At 72.3% G+C, this 17,210-nt stretch carries 14 protein-coding genes and 1 pseudogene; 7 read left to right on the forward strand and 8 right to left on the reverse strand.

Features of this window, described 5'->3' with window-relative positions:
• The first annotated feature begins 18 nt into the window (after window positions 1-18).
• Both ABZV38_RS22260 and ABZV38_RS22265 read left to right on the forward strand, forming a co-directional pair.
• Window positions 19-1,611: a cytochrome P450 gene (locus ABZV38_RS22260; protein WP_356329480.1), complete on the forward strand. Its 1,593-nt coding sequence runs from the start codon at window positions 19-21 to the stop codon at window positions 1,609-1,611.
• 156 nt (window positions 1,612-1,767) lie between these two features.
• Window positions 1,768-3,114: a 6-phospho-beta-glucosidase gene (locus ABZV38_RS22265; RefSeq protein ID WP_356329482.1), complete on the forward strand. Its 1,347-nt coding sequence runs from the start codon at window positions 1,768-1,770 to the stop codon at window positions 3,112-3,114.
• A gap of 15 nt (window positions 3,115-3,129) precedes the next feature.
• Here the strand turns inward: ABZV38_RS22265 and ABZV38_RS22270 are convergent, their stop codons facing one another.
• The 6 genes from ABZV38_RS22270 to ABZV38_RS22295 all read right to left on the reverse strand — a co-directional run bounded on the left by ABZV38_RS22270 (window position 3,130) and on the right by ABZV38_RS22295 (window position 12,606).
• Window positions 3,130-4,686, reverse strand: coding sequence for a hypothetical protein (locus ABZV38_RS22270; protein WP_356329483.1), 1,557 nt, complete (start codon window positions 4,684-4,686; stop codon window positions 3,130-3,132).
• Window positions 4,607-6,766 (reverse strand): DUF5682 family protein, encoded by a 2,160-nt coding sequence (locus tag ABZV38_RS22275; protein ID WP_356329485.1) that lies wholly within the window; start codon window positions 6,764-6,766, stop codon window positions 4,607-4,609. The genes ABZV38_RS22270 and ABZV38_RS22275 overlap by 80 nt, the downstream gene beginning before the upstream one ends.
• Window positions 6,766-7,938 carry an AAA family ATPase gene (locus ABZV38_RS22280; RefSeq protein WP_356329487.1) on the reverse strand — a complete coding sequence of 391 codons (1,173 nt, stop codon included), beginning with the start codon at window positions 7,936-7,938 and terminating at the stop codon, window positions 6,766-6,768. Before ABZV38_RS22280 ends, ABZV38_RS22275 begins: the two co-directional genes overlap by 1 nt.
• Window positions 7,935-11,561: a DUF4132 domain-containing protein gene (locus ABZV38_RS22285; RefSeq protein ID WP_356329489.1), complete on the reverse strand. Its 3,627-nt coding sequence runs from the start codon at window positions 11,559-11,561 to the stop codon at window positions 7,935-7,937. Before ABZV38_RS22285 ends, ABZV38_RS22280 begins: the two co-directional genes overlap by 4 nt.
• Before the next feature lie 149 nt (window positions 11,562-11,710).
• On the reverse strand, window positions 11,711-12,154 hold the full coding sequence (locus tag ABZV38_RS22290; protein ID WP_356329491.1) for a hypothetical protein: 444 nt from the start codon (window positions 12,152-12,154) through the stop codon (window positions 11,711-11,713).
• Window positions 12,148-12,606 carry an ATP-binding protein gene (locus ABZV38_RS22295; protein WP_356329492.1) on the reverse strand — a complete coding sequence of 153 codons (459 nt, stop codon included), beginning with the start codon at window positions 12,604-12,606 and terminating at the stop codon, window positions 12,148-12,150. Before ABZV38_RS22295 ends, ABZV38_RS22290 begins: the two co-directional genes overlap by 7 nt.
• A gap of 206 nt (window positions 12,607-12,812) precedes the next feature.
• Between ABZV38_RS22295 and ABZV38_RS22300 the strand changes: the two genes are divergently transcribed.
• From ABZV38_RS22300 to ABZV38_RS22310, 3 genes are all read left to right on the forward strand, one after another.
• A complete protein-coding gene (locus ABZV38_RS22300; protein ID WP_356329494.1) occupies window positions 12,813-13,673 on the forward strand; it encodes a helix-turn-helix transcriptional regulator in 861 nt (286 codons plus the stop codon).
• 2 nt (window positions 13,674-13,675) lie between these two features.
• Window positions 13,676-13,918, forward strand: a complete 243-nt coding sequence (locus ABZV38_RS22305) for a DUF397 domain-containing protein (protein ID WP_356329563.1) — start codon at window positions 13,676-13,678, stop codon at window positions 13,916-13,918.
• Between the two features lie 89 nt (window positions 13,919-14,007).
• A complete protein-coding gene (locus tag ABZV38_RS22310) occupies window positions 14,008-14,817 on the forward strand; it encodes an SAM-dependent methyltransferase (RefSeq protein ID WP_356329496.1) in 810 nt (269 codons plus the stop codon).
• Between the two features lie 107 nt (window positions 14,818-14,924).
• Here the strand turns inward: ABZV38_RS22310 and ABZV38_RS22315 are convergent, their stop codons facing one another.
• Entirely contained in the window at window positions 14,925-15,341 is a 417-nt protein-coding gene (locus tag ABZV38_RS22315; RefSeq protein WP_356329498.1) for a cupin domain-containing protein, read from the reverse strand.
• 53 nt (window positions 15,342-15,394) lie between these two features.
• On the opposite strand from ABZV38_RS22315, the gene ABZV38_RS22320 reads away from it, so the two are divergent.
• Window positions 15,395-16,360, forward strand: coding sequence for a helix-turn-helix domain-containing protein (locus ABZV38_RS22320; protein ID WP_356329500.1), 966 nt, complete (start codon window positions 15,395-15,397; stop codon window positions 16,358-16,360).
• A gap of 71 nt (window positions 16,361-16,431) precedes the next feature.
• Window positions 16,432-16,887 (forward strand): YchJ family metal-binding protein, encoded by a 456-nt coding sequence (locus tag ABZV38_RS22325; protein WP_356329501.1) that lies wholly within the window; start codon window positions 16,432-16,434, stop codon window positions 16,885-16,887.
• A gap of 22 nt (window positions 16,888-16,909) precedes the next feature.
• Here the strand turns inward: ABZV38_RS22325 and ABZV38_RS22330 are convergent.
• Window positions 16,910-17,116: pseudogene (locus ABZV38_RS22330) on the reverse strand (hypothetical protein); the annotation flags it as partial.
• Window positions 17,117-17,210 lie beyond the last annotated feature (94 nt).

Raw genomic sequence — 17,210 nt, forward strand, 5'->3', positions numbered from 1 at the left:
CTTATCCCTGGAGCGATCGTGACAACCCCTTTCCACTACGAGCCCGGAGCGGCCACTGGGCCGGTTCCACCGCCCGAGTGCCCGGCCCACGGACTCGGTATCGGACCCGGCGGGCTCCGCCGGTTCTACGGCCCCGAGGCCGAGCGGGACCCCGCAGGGCTGTACGACAAGCTCCGCGCCGAACACGGCACGGTGGCACCGGTCCTGCTGCACGGGGATGTACCCGCCTGGCTGGTGCTCGGGCACAGCGAGAACCTGCACATGACCCGCACCCCCTCGCAGTTCTCCCGCGACTCCCGGCGCTGGCGGGCCCTGCAGGACGGCAGTGTGGCCCCGGACCACCCGCTGGCCCCGATCTTCACCTGGCAGCCGGTGTGCGTGTTCGCCGACGGCGCCACCCATGAACGGCAGCGCGGCGCGGTCACCGACAGCATGGCGCGCATCGACCACCGCGGCGTGCGCCGCCACATCAACCGCTACAGCAACCGGCTCGTCAACGACTTCTGCCAGGAAGGCCGTGTCGACCTGGTCAGCCAGTTCGCCGAGCGGCTGCCGATGATGGTGATGTGCGCGATCCTCGGCATGCCCGAGGAGTACAACGACCGGATGGTGCAGGCCGCCCGCGACATGACCCGGGGCACGGCGACGGCTGTCGCGAGCAACGCCTATGTCGTTGCGGCGCTGAACCGGCTGGTCCAACGGCGCCGGGCCGAACCCGCCTCCGACTTCGCCACCTGGCTCGTCGAGCATCCCGCGGGCATGACCGACACGGAGGTCACCGAGCATCTTCGGCTGATCCTCATCGCCGCGTACGAGGCGACCGCCAACCTGATCGCCAACGTGCTGCGGATGGTGCTCACCGACCCGCGGTTCCGGGCCAGGCTCAGCGGCGGCCACATGACGGTGCCGGAGGCGGTCGAGCAGACGCTCTGGGACGAGCCACCGTTCACCGCGGTGTTCGGGCGCTGGGCGGTCGGCGACACGGAGCTCGGCGGCCAGCGCATCAGGGAGGGCGACGCACTGATCGTCGGCATCGCCCCCGCCAACACGGACCCGGTGGTACGGCCCGACCTCGCCGCCAACATGGAGGGCAACCGCGCCCACCTCGCGTTCAGTGGCGGCCCGCACGAATGCCCCGGCCAGGACATCGGGCGAGCGATCGCGGACGTCGGTGTCGACGCCCTGCTGATGCGCCTGCCGGACCTCGAGCTGACCGTCGACGAGAACGAGCTGCAGTGGATCGGGAACATCATGTCCCGGCATCTCGTGGAACTGCCCGCGGAGTTCGCCGCCCGCCCGCCGCAGGACGACAACGAACCGCCGTCGACAGGCCGGCGCAATCCGTCGCGCGACAACTGGGAAGTGCAGTCGCCGGTCCCGCACACACCGCCCCTGCGCACTCCGGCGCCCTCGTCCGTTCCGGCCGGCGCAGGGGCGCAGGCTGCACCCGGCGGGACCGGTGCCGTGCACGGGGGCGGCGTGCAGACCGAGACGACGCCCGATGGCACGGCTGCCGGGCAGCAGGCAGCCGGCCGGATTCCGCACCAGCGCAGGCCGGCCGCACCGGCGAGGCTGTGGCGCGCGGTGACGCGCTGGTGGAGCGGCTACTGACCTGACCCGTCCGCGCAACGGCCGGCACGGTCGGCATACGCGGTCTCACGGGCCGGTGGACCTGGACCTCGGAGTCCGGGCCCACCGGCCCGCGCGCTGCCGCGGCGATGGCGGCGGGCACGGTACGGAGCTTCGCGCCCCGTACCATGCGGAAGCGTGAAGCTGACAATTCTGGGCGGCGGCGGATTCCGGGTCCCCCTCGTGTACGGGGCGCTGCTCGCCGACCACGCCGAAGGCCGCGTCACCGCCGTCACCCTCTACGACACGGACGCCGACCGGCTCACCGCCGTCGCCCGCGTCCTCGCCGATCAGGCCGAGGGGGTGCCGGACGCACCCACCGTTCTGGCCACCACCGAGCTCGACGAGGCGCTGCGGGGCGCCGACTTCGTCTTCTCCGCCATCCGTGTCGGAGGCCTCGAAGGCCGTGCCGCCGACGAACGGGTCGCCCTCGACGAAGGTGTGCTCGGTCAGGAGACGGTCGGCGCGGGCGGCATCGCGTACGGGCTGCGCACCGTCCCCGTCGCGGACGGCCTCGCCCGCCGCATCGCCCGGCTCGCCCCGCACGCCTGGGTCATCAACTTCACCAACCCGGCGGGCCTGGTCACCGAAGCCATGTCACATCACCTCGGTGACCGGGTCATCGGCATCTGCGACTCGCCGGTGGGCCTCGGCCGCCGTATCGCCCGGGCCCTGGGCGCCGAGCCCGACCGTGCCTGGATCGATTACGTCGGCCTCAACCACCTGGGGTGGGTCCGCGGGCTGCACATCGACGGCCGTGACGAAATGCCGCGCCTGCTCGCCGACCCGGAGCTGCTGGGCTCGTTCGAGGAGGGGAAGCTCTTCGGCACCGACTGGCTGCGTTCACTCGGTGCGATCCCCAACGAGTACCTGCACTACTACTACTTCAACCGGGAAGCCGTCCGCGCCTACCAGGACGCCGAGCAGACCCGGGGCGCTTTCCTCCGCGATCAGCAGGAGGGTTTCTACGCCCGCATGAGGGACCCCGCGAACCCCGCCCTGCCGACCTGGGACCGTACCCGCGCCGAACGCGAGGCCACCTACATGTCGGAGAACAGGGAGGTCGCCGGGGTCGGCGAGCGGGACGAGAGCGATCTGGAGTCCGGCGGATACGAACAGGTCGCCCTCGCCCTCATGCGGGCCGTCGCCCGCAACGAGCGGACGTCCCTGATCCTCAACGTCCGCAACCGCACCACACTGTCCGTGCTCGATGCGGACGCCGTCATCGAAGTCCCCTGCCTGGTCGACGCCAACGGCGCCCATCCCGTGGCCGTCGACCCCCTTCCGTATCACGCTGTCGGCCTGGTCACCGCGGTCAAGGCCGTCGAACGCGCGGTCATGGACGCGGCGGCAACCGGCTCACGCGCCACCGCCGTACAGGCCTTCGCACTCCACCCCCTCGTCGACTCGGTCCCGGTCGCCCGCCGACTCGTCGACGGGTATACGAAGGCCCATCCCGGACTCGCCTATCTGAACCGCCCCTGACCCGGACACGGCTGCTCACTCCGGAGCGTCCTCAGCCTTGGCGGCCCGCAGTTCACCGCTGACCAGGAGGTGGAGCTGGACCTCCAGCCAGGCGGCGGTCCGCCCGCCCTCCGCCTGCGCGTCGAGCGTGTTCAGGAACGCCCGCAGCAGGGCCGCCGCGCGGGCCAGCCCGGTCCGCGACAGGGCGGTCGCCGCTTCTTCGATTCGGGACCGGGCCGGGGCGCTCGGACGGGACAGCCCGCTGTGGGCCGCGGCGGCGAGCGCGGACATCGCCTCGTCCAGCGCCGCGGACAACGGATCCGGCGAGCGGCTTCCGGCCGCCGCCAGGGCCACGGAGCCGTCACCCGCGGCCAGATCGGGCACCGTCACCCCGGATGGGGTGAGCACCGCGATCGGGTCGACGAGGATGCCGCCGCCGGCGCGGTGCACCGAACCGCTGACATGCGTGGCCCCGCTTTCCAACGCGTCCGCCAGCGCGTCCAGCGCCCCCGGGCACTCCGGGCGGTACGCGGACGTCAGCACGGCGGGGGTTCCCGCGGCGTCCCGGACCTGCGCTTCGAGACGCTGCTCGGCGGGGTCGTACCCGACGCTCCCGACCTCGGACAGGGCGACGACGCGCACCGATTCCGCCTCGACCCTCGGACGGATCAGCCGCGGCGGACGCCCCTGCCAACGTGCTGTGAGAGCCGACAGATCGCGTACGAGGAGGGGATCGGGGAGCTCCGTCCAGGCGGCACCGACCGGGGTGATGCTCGTGGTGCCGAGCCGGCCCCGGGTGATCGTCAGGGCGCGGCTCGCGGTGCGCCGGACGCTCTCGCTGACCAGGCTGCCGGTGGCCAGCGCGGAGAGCGACGTGGACAGGACACGGCGGGTGGCCAGCCGGTGCCCGGTGAGCTCCTGGCCGTCGGCGGCCGTCCACTCCTTGCGCAGCACCAGGACGGTGCCCGCGCCGGGGTGCGCGAAATACACCTCGGCGACCAGGGCTTCGGACGTGCCGCGGACCCGGCAGCCGAGCGAGGTGAGCCGGACCCGGCGCAGCGGGGTGTCCCCGGCCTCCCGGGTGCCGAGCGCACCGGGGACAGCGGCGGCCCGCCGCCGGGCATGGACCTCGGTGAGCAGGGCGGCGACCAGCTCGGGGCGGTAGCGGGCGCTGCGATCGGCGTAGGCCGCGAGCTGGTCGGCCAGTTCGGCGACCGCGCCGGCGGGCCAGTGCAGCGAACCGGCGGCCAGCGCGTCACCGGCACGGGCCAGGGCACCTCGGAGCACCGGACCGGCATGGGCCACCCCCTCCCACAGCAGCTCGTCGGCGAGCGCCGCCGCCGCGTCCAGTGCGGGACGGACCTCGGGCTGCGCGGTGGGGCGCCCGCCGACCCGGACGGTGGAGGACCGGTCCTCGGCCCCCGCTTCGTCGGCGGCCCGGAACGCCCAGACCGTCAGCGTCACCATCTCGTCCCGCACCGCGGCGGCCGCGTCCGTCAGCGCGTACGCGATCTCACCGGGCACCGGGAACCGCACCGTGCAGGTGGGCAGCTCGACCCACGGCTCCGGGCGCTCGGCCGTGGGGCGGTGCACCAGGGCGCCGTAACCGCGCTCGAAGGTGCGGCGGGCCGCGGTGAGTGTGCGGGCGCCGACAGCATCGGTGAGCGCACGGTCGTCGGTGGAGCCGGGGGACCAGTCGGTGACGGGGGCGGGTGCGGGGGCGCCGTCCGCGCCGGCCCCGGCGTGACGCTGATAGGCGAGGACGAGTGCGACGAGGTGGCGGCACATGTCCGCCGGGACGCCGCAAGCAACTCCGACGCGTGCAGCACGGCATCCCGCACGGCGACCACGGCCCGCAACCGGGCGAAGTCCACACCCCCGACGCACCGCGCGCACCCTCCAGGAGCCACAGCAGACGTCCCGTCGCCCCGTCGATCACGGCGGCGAGCAAGGGGCCGCGCGCCACCCCGTACACCCGGTCGTGCCGCCACAGCCCCAGAGCCGTGGCGAGCACGTCGCCGAGCGGTCCTGGTTCCTTCAGCTCGCCGACGCGTGCAGCCAGTTCGGTGAGCAGTTGCTCCGAGAGGGCGCCCACGCCGCACAGCACGGTGTCGAACAGCACCCCGGCCATCGTGTCGGCCCCGGCCTCCGCGTCATGGGTCCGCTCGGTGAGCACGGCCGCTGCCGCCTCCGCCAGGCCCGCCCCGTACGCCCCCGCCTCGACCAGCGCGGCCTCGCGCCCCGGCGACGGCCGCGGCTCCCAGCGCTCGGTGAACACCGGGTCGATGCCGTGCTCGGGACCGGCGGTCCGCTTGTGGCCGGGGATCCCCAGCACCCGCAGCCGGTGCAGCACCCGGCTGCGCTCCAGATCGGTGGTGTCGGTGAGGTCGAGGCGGTACGAGGAGCCGTGACCGCCGTCGAGTCCCAGCCGGGCGAGCTGCGCCGCCACATCGTGTACAAGCGGCGGCGCCGGGGTGGCGGGATGCAGCCGCCCCGCGCGATCGCCGCTGCAGGCTGCCACCATCTCGACGACCGCGGGATGGCTGCCCGTGGACAGCGTGCCCCGGCTCGTCCACGGCAGCGGGCGGTCCAGGTCGTCCGTGATCAGGGCACCCGCGAGACCGTCCAGCACATCGATCCTGGCAGGACGCGGATGGCCGCGCAGCGCCGTGAGCCCCTGGGACAGACTGCGTGCCGCGATGAGATCGGCGGTGGACACCGGGAACTTCCGGGCCCGCAGCCGCTCGACGACCGTCCGCAGCAGCCCGTCCGCCGCGGCCTCGGGGCCCGCTTCCCATACCTGCTGGTAGTAGCCGGGCGACGGCATGCCCGACTGATACCCGGCGAACGCGTCCAACTGGCGGAACGAGTACGGCACGAGGAAACTCCCTGCCCGCGCCTCCTCCGGCGGAACGGGCACCTGCGGCCACCCGTCCGCCCCGAGCGCCCAACCGTCCCCACCGTCGCCGAAAGGACCGTCGCCGATACCACCAGCGGCCTCGACAGCGGAATCAACGGTTCCGTCAGCGTCACCGGTCGCGGCGAGCGCGCGCAGCGCCGGCTGGTGGAAGCCACCGGTCACCACCAGCACCGGCCGCTCCCCGGCCGCAGCCACCGCCGCTCGCACCCACGCCGCCATATAGGCCTCGCGTGCCCGGTCACCCGCATCGGCCTCCGCGTCCCCGCGCACCAGCGCGAAGTACGCGTCGAGACGTGCGGCGAGGCCGTCGTCCGGTTCCACCTCGAACAACCGGTCCCACAGCGCGTCCGAGGAGTCCACCGCGAAGTGCCGGCAGAGCCGCTCGGTGGCCTCTGCGTACCGGACCTCCGCGTCGGCGTACCGGTTGGTGCGCTCGGCGAACGCCGGATGCCAGGCCGGCAGGTCGATGAAGCGGACCTCCGCCCCGGCCGCCCGGCCCGCCCGCAGCGCTACCCACTCCGGCGAGTAGTCGCACAGCGGCGCCCAGGACGTCGCGGCCCGATGGCCGTCGCGGTAGTGGCTGAACACCGCGACCGGCAGCTCGTGGCCGAGCAGCAGCTCGTCCAGCCGGGCGTTCATCTCGGCCGGGCCCTCCACCAGCACGTGGGCGGGGCGCAGCTCCTCGACGGTCCGCTCGACGAGCCGGGCGCAGGCGGGGGAGTGGTGGCGCACCCCCAGGAACACGGCAGACATCAGTCGGCCAGCAGATGACGTGCGTCGTACAGGGCCTGCCACTGCGGGCCGCGGCGGCGCGGCACCTGCTGCTCCAGGTAGCGGCGCAGCCGGGCCAGGTCCTCCGGGCTGTCCTTGGCAGCCGTACCGGCCAGACACGCCACTACATCGGCCGCGCTGCCCGGCTCGCCGCGCAGGAACCAGCCACGTACCCCGACGGCATGGGCCACCGAGACCGCCTCCGCCGTACTCATCACCGCTGAGGGCCGGCCCGGGCCGGCACCCGAACCGTCCGGCCCGCCCGACCCGGCGCCTGCGCGCAGCTCGCGGAACGTACCTAGCAGGACCTCCAGGACGTCCCGGTCCGGTGGCGGCTGCACGCCCGAGCGCCGCAACAGGGTGCTCACCTCGGCCTCGACGAGCGCCAGCTCGGTGTCCAGGTCCGGGATCGGGAACACCGTCTCGAAGTTGAACCGCCGCTTGAGCGCCGCGCTCATCTCATTGACACCCCGGTCCCGGGTGTTGGCCGTCGCGATCACATTGAAGCCCTGCCGGGCGAAGACCATGCCGTCAGGACCGGTCAGCTCGGGGATCGCCACCACCCGCTCGGACAACAGCGAGAGCAGCGAGTCCTGCACCTCCAGCGGACAGCGGGTGATCTCCTCGAACCGTACGAGCCTGCCCTCCGCCATCCCGCGCAGCATCGGGGCCGGGACCAGCGACCGTGTCGACGGACCCTCGGCGACCAGCAGTGCGTAGTTCCAGCCGTACTTGATCTGGTCCTCCGTGGTGGCCGCGCCACCCTGCACCGTCAGCGTGGAGTCCCCGCTGACCGCCGCCGCGATCAGCTCGGACAGCAGCGACTTGGCGGTGCCCGGCTCGCCCACCAGCATCAGCCCGCGGCTTGTCGCCAGGGTCACCAGGGCGCGGTCGACGAGCGACGGATTGCCGACGAACTTCCGGCTGATGCCGGCGTCCGTGTCACCGATGATGAACCTGCGCGCCGCGCGCAGGCTCAACTCCCAGCCCGGCGGCCGGGGATCGCGGTCGTCGGCGCGCAGCGCGGCCAGCTCCCGCGCGTACCGGACCTCGGCCGGGGGCCGCTGCACGGACGGCCCGGCCTCCGTACCGTCCGACGACCCGCCCGACAGGTCTTCCGGCACCGGCACCGCGTCCGTCTTCCGCACGGTCATGACGCGACGCCCTCGGTCAGCTCCGTCAGGTCGGCCAGCAGTTCGGAGACGGTCACCGGGGCGAGACCGGCGAACCGCAGCGGATAGGTGTGCAGCGGGTGGTGGTCGGTGGGTTGATCGTCGAGCCACACCGTTTCGAGGGTCTGGTCCGGGAACATGTCGACGACCCCGACCGCGATGCCGGTGTCCAGCGCGATCACCAGATAGGCGTTGTCGGCGAGGCGCTTGGAGATCCACCGCTCGACCCCGGCGTCCTGCGGCACCCCTCGCTCCCAGCCGCGACGCTCCAGCCCGAGCACCTTGCCCGTCGGCACCTTGAGCCCCTCGAACCGGGTCAGCCGGTGGCCGCCGGCCTCTTCGTCCGCCAGCCGGAACACGGCACGCCCCAACTGGGGGAACGGCTGCAGGATCTCGTAGTCCGCGCACACCTCGGACCAGTCCCCGAGCTCCTCGCCCAGCGCCAGCGGGTGCGCGATCCGCACCGCCGCGCCGTCGGCCGGCTCGAAGCGATCGTCCTCGACGTTCGCGAACGTACGGTCCTCCGCCACCCGGAACGCGGTGGTCACCCCGTCGGTCTCGCTCAGCCACACCAGCCGGCGCACCAGGTGCCAGAGCAATGGGTGGTGGAGGAACAGCTCACGGAACTCCGCCGTCGTCCAGGAACGCTGCGCCACCATCGCGGCTTCCAGCCGCCGCACCTGGTCGGAAGCGACCGTCCGCACGTCCTTCTTCAGCGCCATGAACCGCTTGCGCTCCGCCGGAGCCAGCTCCGCGTCGTCCCGCGCACCCGGCACCGGCAGATCCTTGCGGCGCTTGCCGTCGCCGTCCCATACGTAGGGCCGCAGCTGCTCGTCGAATCCGACCGTGAAACGGCGGGTGCCGTAGTCGACGACCGTCGAGCCCCCGGCGTCCAGCCCGAAGTCCGGCACCAGCCGGTCGGAGAGCTGCTCGCCGGTCAGCCCCAGCCCCGAGGCCACCTCGGCGATCTTCTCCTGCGCCCGTACCTTCAGCGCCTTGAACTTCACGCGCTGCGAGATGCCGTGCAGATGCAGCAGCGCCACATCGGTGCCGATGGCGGCCAGCACATCGAGACCCTCGACCGCCCTGTGATGTGCGCCCTCGCCCGGCCAGGCCCTGATGACCGGTGTGAGACTCCGTACCGTCCCGTCGTCACCGACCAGCCCGAGCGCGTGCAGCGCCCAGGACTCCTTGGCGGGCATCCCGGACAGCCGCCACTGCTCGAACAGCGCCCAGGCGAACGCGGCGAGCGACTCCGGCTCCCCCGTCTCCCTGAGAACGGCGACCCCCGGATAGGTCTCCCCGGGCCTGGACAGCGCCAGCAGCATCAGGGCATGCCGGACGGACTCCTCCGGCAGCGCGCCCCCGGCCCTGACCAGGATCTGCGGCAGCAGGGCCGGTTCCGCCCACGCGGGTACGACCGGCATCCTTGCGGGCAGCGCCCGCTCCAGCGGGTCCGCCGACAGCAGCTCGTCGACCACGCCTGCCGCGCCGGCGCCGTATCCGGCGGCGGCCTCCCGCACCACCGCGTCCCCGTGCAGCGCAGCGACCTGCAGCAGCGCCTGCTCGGCGGCGCGGCGGCCGGACCCGGCCGTGCCCACCGCGTCCGGTACCAGATATGCGGCCGCCGTGGCGCCGTGCCGGACGAACCAGGAACGGGCCGTCGCCGCAACCGACTTGAGCCTCATCGACCAGTCGGCCATGTGCCGGGCGACCGCAACGTCCACGTACGGCAGGAACAACGGGGCGAGTGAGCTCGGCTGGTGGGGCGCCGCGCGGAGCAGCACCGGCAGTGCGTCGAGTCCGAAGCGGGCGGCGACCGGCTTGAGCGTCTCCTCGGCGTCCCACAGATCGTCCGGGGCCCATTTGCCGAGCCACGGCCGGACAATCTCCTCGGGGCCGTGCAGGAACATCCAGGCGGGCTGGAGGCTGGTCAGGGTCTCCGTCGCCGCGTACGAAGCGGCCTGCTCCTCCCAGTACTTCGCGTTGCCGTAGGTGCGCTCACGCTCGCGGTTGTACCAGGTGCGGCAGGAAGCCCACTTCTCCTTCTCGCCCGGCAGCCAGGCGATAGCGGGCTCCGCCTCGGCCGACAGTCCGTCGACGACCGTCGTGCGGGTGGGCTTGCGCGGACGGGACCACGGAGGGGAGACCAGCAGTTCCGGCAGTGACTGCGAGGAGGCGTCGGCGACCCGGCCGACAGGGTTGAGCAGCGGATCGACCAGCGCGGCGAGGTCGGCGTCGAGCGTGGGGAGCACCGTCGCCACCAGTTCGCGGTGGGCGCCGATGTGCCCGGCGAGCAGTAGCCGGGTCGCCTCGGCGGAGCCCGGGCCCGAACCGTCGCGCACGGCCGCGCCGAGCAGTCGCAGCGCGCGTACCGGATAGCGGTGCGCCGCCTTGAACAGTGCGGCCCGGACATGCTTCGCGTCCGAGTGGGTGAGGAGAAGCCCGAAGGCCTCGTCCGACGGGAGCTCCACCAGTGCGTTCGCGATCAGCTTCAGATAGTCCGTGTGGTAACGGTCGCTCATGGCACCTGCCAGCAGCGGTGCGACCGCCGGTCCGATGCCCTCTGCGACCGTCCCGATCAGCGCGACCGACCAGGCGAAGCCGGGCCGCTCCGCGAGCTCGCCGACCTGCTCGGAAGAGTTGAGCGAACAGAACACCATGGAGCGCAGGGTGTGGTCGCTCTCGGCAATCACCTGAGGGGCGGCACAGAGCTCGGCCACCCACTCCGTCTCGCTCGGCACCAGATACGACCCGACGATCCGGCGCACCGTATCGTCGCGGCAGCCGGCGAGCGCGGCGACCGCCGCCCGGTAGGTCTCCTCGTCGGCGTTTGCGAGCAGGGCGCGGACCCGGTCGGCGGCCGGCCGGTGCGTGCCCGTCCGGTACCCGTTACGACGGCCTGCCACGACCTCGAGCCACGGGTCGTACCGCCGCATGCCCTCCTGGGTCGAGTGCGCCTCTACCGTGAAGAGCTCCACGACCGCCCGGGCGGCGAACGGCAGCCCGTACGCCTCGGTCCAGCTGTCCGCCCAGGCCGACTGTGTCAGCTGGTACAGGCCTACCACCGAGGCGAGGACCGCCGCCCCGACGGGATCGGGGCTGCCCGCCAGATGCGCCCGGGCGGACTCGACGAGCCGGTCGTCGCTGCGCGGAGCCGCCAGGAACTCGGCGATCCATTCGCGCTCCTCGGAGAGCCGGCGCTCCACCGCGGCCAGCGCTTCCTGCGAGGCCTTGCCCGCGGAGCGCCGCACACCCCCGCGCCGCGGGTGCAGATGGCGCCGCCAGGCGCTCGGCAGCTCGAAGGTGTCCTCGTCCGGCAGCGCGCCCGCAGTCGCGTCGGCAGTCTCGGCGTCCGCGTCGGCAACCTGCGCGGGCGCCCCGGCCGCCACCGTGGCCCCGCCCACCTCTCGGTAGCCCTTGCGCTCCTTCTCCGCGATCGTCCTGCGGATCTGCTCCTGTGCGGCGTCCGCCGACGCGTACTCCTTGCTCTGAGTGCGCCCGTCGCTCCCGCATCGCCCGTAGCGCACTGTCACCACGGCACCGTCGGCCCCGGTCTCCCAGAACTTCGACGCAGTGCCCTCGACGTACTCCCAGCGCCGCACCGGCCCGCCCCCTTCACACCTGGACAGCCCGCTTCGCGACGGGCTTCTCGATCAGTGCTGCCACACTAGAACCCGCCACTGACAACGCAGTGTGACGGTGCATCGAGCGAGAAGAATCCCAGGTCAGGGGCGCAGTGAAGGGGCCGGGGTCAGCCGGCGGGCACCGCGTGGGGGCCACCGGCCACCGCCCAGGACGGTGTCACCCCGGTGACCTGGCACACCATCAGGAACAGCGGAATGGGCGGGGTGTAGGGCGTACGGCTGTCGGGTGCGTGGATCAGCCGCGGCCGCACCGCGGGGACGTACGCACCCCTGGCATACGCGACCTGCGCCGGCCAGTCCAGTTCGAGGTCCGATCCCGCCGGCACGATCCACCACCAGCGGTCGGCGTCAGCGAAGACACAACCGGTGCGCGGCAGATGGGACATCAGCCGGAAGCCGTATGCGGCCGGGACCCCCACCGCGTCGCAGCCCAGACTCGCCGACAGCGCGGGCGGCACCGGCAGCTGCACCCCGACGTCACCGGCGCCGGGCGGCTGGGGCTCACGGGAGCGGCGCGTTCCGAGCAACTGTGACATCGCGTTCCTCAACATGACTGCTCCGTGCCGTGCGGCAGTTCTGCCCAGACGATGCGGCCCGAGCCGTCCCCGGCGTCGCGGGACCCCCAGGCGCTGCTCATCGTGTCGACGAGCAGCAGGCCGCGTCCGTGTTCGTCATCGGCGGTACGGCACAGCTTCGGGCCGCCGGGCTGGTGTCCTTGGTCCTGCACGGCTATGCGCAGCCGTCTTTCGAGGCAGCGCAGCTCGCACACGACGCGAGCGCTCGCGGTGTGCACCACCGCGTTGGTGACCAGTTCCGAGACGATCAGGACCGCCGCTTCGTGGGCATCCGCGTCCAGCCGCCACTTGTCCAGCCGGGCCCGCGTCAGCCGCCGCGCACCTGCCACCGACTCCGGGTGGGCGGGGAGCGCGAAGCAGTACCGGAGCGCTTCCGTCCCGGGGCTGAGGTCGGTGAGCCGGGGGATGAGCGCACTGCCAGGTGCCACGACCGATTCCTCACAGTGGGGGGCTGCGTCATGCTTCGCATCTCGGGGGGAGGGAGCGGGCATGACTAAGTGAACTGGTTCACTCGCCAACTCTCCCCCTGTCGCGAGCACTTGGCAAGGGGCACTCTGAAAATTCCAGAGTGGCTGTGTCTTTGAAGGCATATGCATGGCACACTGCTCGCAAACACCGCATCGGGAGGTCTGAAGTGAGCGAACCGCGGTCCGCCCCGACCGTGGGTCAGGTCGTTCTCGGCAAGCGCCTGCAGGACCTGCGGGAGCGTGTCGGTCTGAGCCGTGACCAGGCTGCCAAGGTGCTGCGGGTCGCTCCTGCGACGATTCGCAGGATGGAGACCGCAGAGGTCGCTCTCAAGATTCCGTATGTGCAACTGCTCCTGAAGGCCTACGGGATCGCCGACGGGGAGGCCGACTCCTTCGTCGAGCTCGCCGAGGAGGCCAACAAGCCCGGCTGGTGGCAGCGGTTCCACGACGTCCTGCCCGACTGGTTCAGCATGTATGTCAGCCTGGAGGGCGCCGCGAGCCTCCTGCGCATGTACGAACCGCACTTCGTCCCCGGACTCCTGCAGACCGAGGACTACGCACGTTCCGTGATGCGCACCGGAGCCGTCGGCCAGACCCGGCCCGAGGACATCGAGCGCCATGTGGCGCTGCGGATGGAACGCCAGGCGCTGCTGACGCGCCCGGACGCCCCGAAGCTGTGGGTGGTGATGGACGAGACGGTCCTGCGCCGTCCCGTCGGCAGCGTCGACGCCATGCGCGAGCAGACCGACCGGCTGCTCCGGGCGACCGAGATGCCCAACGTGACGCTGCAGATAGCGGAGTTCGCAACGGGCCACCACCCCGGCACCTACGGCCCGTTCGTCCTCTTCCGCTTCGCCGTCCCCGAACTGCCCGACATGGTGTACAGCGAGTACCTGACCGGCGCCGTCTACTTCGACGCGCGCCCCGAGGTGGCCTCCTACCTCGAAGTCATGGACCGCATGGCGGCTCAGGCCGCAACTGCACAACGCACGAAGGAAATCCTCCGGGACTTCCGCAAGGAGCTGTGATGATCGACCCCATATACAGCGGCATGCCGGCCGCCGAACTCGGCTCCGAAGGCTGGTACAAGCCGTGGAGCGGCGGCAACGGGGGCAACTGCGTCGAAGCCATGAAGCTGGCCGACGGCAGAGTCGCTGTACGCCAGTCCGCGGATCCCGAGGGCCCCGCCCTGATCTACACCCCCCGTGAGATCGCCGCATTCATCCAGGGCGCCAAGGCCGGTCAGGCGGACTTCCTCCTGACCGGAACCTGACGCGCACCTACCGGACCCTGAAGAGCCGGCGCCTGTCCGCGCCGCACGTCAGTCTCTGTTCGCCGATCCACGGACCCAAGGAGCGCGCTATGACCGGGCACGACCCGCAGCCCATCGAGATCGACACCAGCAAGCCGCATCCCGCCCGGATGTACGACTGGTTCCTCGGTGGCAAGGACAATTACCCGGTCGACGAACAGATGGCGCAGCAGCTTCTGGCCCTCGACTCACGGGGCCGCGACATGGCCCGGGTCAACCGCGCGTTCATGCACCGCGCCACCCGCTGGCTCGCCGAGCGGGGCGTACGCCAGTTCCTCGACATCGGCACCGGCATCCCCACCGAGCCCAACCTCCACCAGGTCGCACAGCAGACCGCCCCGGACGCGCGCATCGTCTACTGCGACAACGACCCGATCGTCCTCGCGCACGCGGCGGCCCTGCTGCGCTCCACACCCGAGGGCGCCACGGAGTACATCCAGGTCGACGCCCGCGATCCCGAGGCCATACTCGAGCAGGCGGGCAAGGTCCTCGACTTCAGCCGCCCCATCGCGTTGTCCCTGCTGGCCCTGCTGCACTTCCTCGACGACGAGGACGGTGCGGCCGAGCTCGTCGACCGGCTGGTGGCGCAGCTCCCCTCGGGCAGCTATCTGGTGCTCTCGCACACCACCGGGGACTTCAACCCGGAGGGTGCGGCCCAGGCGTCCGCCATGTACAAGGCCCGCGGGATGACGCTGCGTCCGCGCTCGCACGCCGAACTCAGCGCGTTCTTCGACGGGCTGGAGCTCGTCGAGCCGGGCGTCTCCCTCTCCGCGGACTGGCACCCGGAGCTCGGCGAGGTCATCGACGTGCCGGGCGACGAGCCGATCCCGGGATATGCGGGTGTGGCCCGCAAGCCCTGACCCCGAGCCGGAACCGGTCACTGCCGGCTGACCGACCGGGTGTTGCCCGCGGCGATCGTCGTCGCGAGCAGCCACCCGGTCGCTATCGGCAGACAGGACGGCCGTGTTCAGGCCTCCAGCGCGTGTCCCGTCGTCGCCTCGACATGGTCGGGCACCTCGTCGTGCCGGTCGCCCACCGATGACGTACCGGACGGCTCGAACAGCAGGAGCGACGCACCGTCCGCCGAGTACGGCCGGTGCCAGGTGGCGCGCGGCACGACGAACAGCGCGCCCCGGTCGAGGGTGACCGTCCGCTCCCCGCCGGCCTCGCGCAGTGCGATGTCCAGGGAGCCGTCGAGGACGAGGAAGAACTCGTCGGTCTCCTCATGGACGTGCCAGACATGCTCCCCCCGGACCTTGGCGACCCGCACGTCGTAGTCGTTGACACGGCTCACGATCCGTGGGCTCCACAGCGCGTCGAACGTCTTCAGGGCATCGCTCAGCAGGATGGGGTCCGGGCCGGCCGTCGTCGTGTGATCGCTCATGCTCCCCATCGTCGGCGTTGGACTCCGCTTCGGGCGAGTGCTACGAATCGCATATGGCGCAAGAATCCTCGCACCGGGTCGTGATGATCGTCTCGGCCGGCTCCAATCCCTTCGAGCTGGGCGTGGCCACTGAACTCTTCGGGCTGCGCCGCCCCGAGCTGCCGGTTCCCTGGTACGACTTCGAGCTCTGCGCCGAGACCCCGACCGTGCGCATGAGTCACGGCTTTTTCCAGCTCAGCGGGGTTGCCGGACTCGACGCCGTCGACCGGGCCGACACCGTCATCGTGCCGAACCGCCCCGACCCGGAGACCGACCCCGACGCGGCCGTCCTTGACGCGATCCGTCGCGCCGCCGACCGGGGCGCCCGGCTGGTCAGCTTCTGTACGGGTACCTTCGCGCTGGCCGCAGCCGGTGTGCTGGACGGCCGGCGCGCCACCACCCACTGGCGCTGGGCCGACGCCTTCGCCGCCCGCTTCCCGCAGGTCCGCCTCGACCCCGATGTGCTGTTCGTCGACGAGGGGCAGATCATCACCGGGGCGGGTAGCGCCGCCGCCCTCGACACGGGCCTCCACATCATCCGAGGCGACCACGGAGCGGAGATCGCCGCCGCCGTGAGCCGCCGGCTGGTCTTCGCCGTCCACCGCGACGGTGGTCAGCGCCAGTTCGTCGAGCACCCGCTGCCCGACGTACCCGACACCTCGCTGGGCCCGCTGCTGGCCTGGGCCGAGGAGCGCCTCGGCACGGACCTCACGGTGACCGGCCTTGCCGCGCAGGCCGCCGTCAGCCCCGCCACCCTGCACCGTCGCTTCCGCGCCCAGCTCTCCACCACCCCGCTCGCCTGGCTGACCGAGCGACGGATCACCCTCGCCTGCCGGCTGATGGAGCGCGGTGAGGAGCGCCTCGACATGGTCGCCCGCGTCAGCGGACTCGGTACGGCGACGAACCTGCGGGCCCAGCTGCGCCGCCGTACGGGGCTCACCCCCACCGAGTACCGCCGCCGATTTGCGGGGACGCGGTGACACACCGGTCGGGTACGGCGGCGACCACCCTGGCGCACCGGTCCGATCCCACCGCGGGCCACAATGGGTCCATGTCCCGACGCACCTCACGCCCCCGGCAGACCTCCGCCGCGCGCACCCGGACCGCATCGGCCGCCGCGATCACTCCGGCCTCGCCGTGCCCGTGCGGCCTGCCCGCCTCGTACGCCGACTGCTGCGGACGACTGCACGCCGGGGCCGCCGCGCCGACCTGCGAGGCGCTGATGCGTTCGCGGTACGCCGCGTTCGTCGTCCAGGACGTGGCGTACCTGCTCCGCACCTGGCACCCGGACACCCGGCCGCCCGCCATCGACTTCGACCCCGCAATGCGCTGGGTGCGCCTGGAGATCCTGGCGACAACGGACGGCAGCGCCTTCCACACCACGGGCACGGTCACCTTCCGCGCCCACTACACGGACAACGGCCGGCCGGACTCGCTCCACGAACAGAGCCGATTCGTCCGGCACGAGGGCGCCTGGGTCTACGCGGAGGCGGTCTTCGTCGAGTGACCTGCGGACACCGGCGCCCGGCTCAGGCCGGAACGGGAACCCGTGACGCCCCGTCCGCGTCCGCCGGGGACAGCGCCTGCGTCAGGTCCTCCGCCAGCAACCGTTTGGCGATCGCGTCGACTGCGGCCCGCAGCTGTCCGTCGTCGGGGCGGGCGCAGTCGTGGTCCTGTTGCGCATTGAGCCAGGCGCCCCAGGCACGGGAGATCGTCGTTGCCTCCCGTCGGCCCGCTTCTCCCCAGCACGATCGTGGTGAAGACGATGTTCCGGCGACGCGGGTCGAGCACGGGCGGCGCGGCGACACCCTGCGCGGCGGGGGCGGTCTC

It is taken from the genome of Streptomyces sp. NPDC005181 (assembly GCF_040608395.1).
GTDB lineage: Bacteria > Actinomycetota > Actinomycetes > Streptomycetales > Streptomycetaceae > Streptomyces.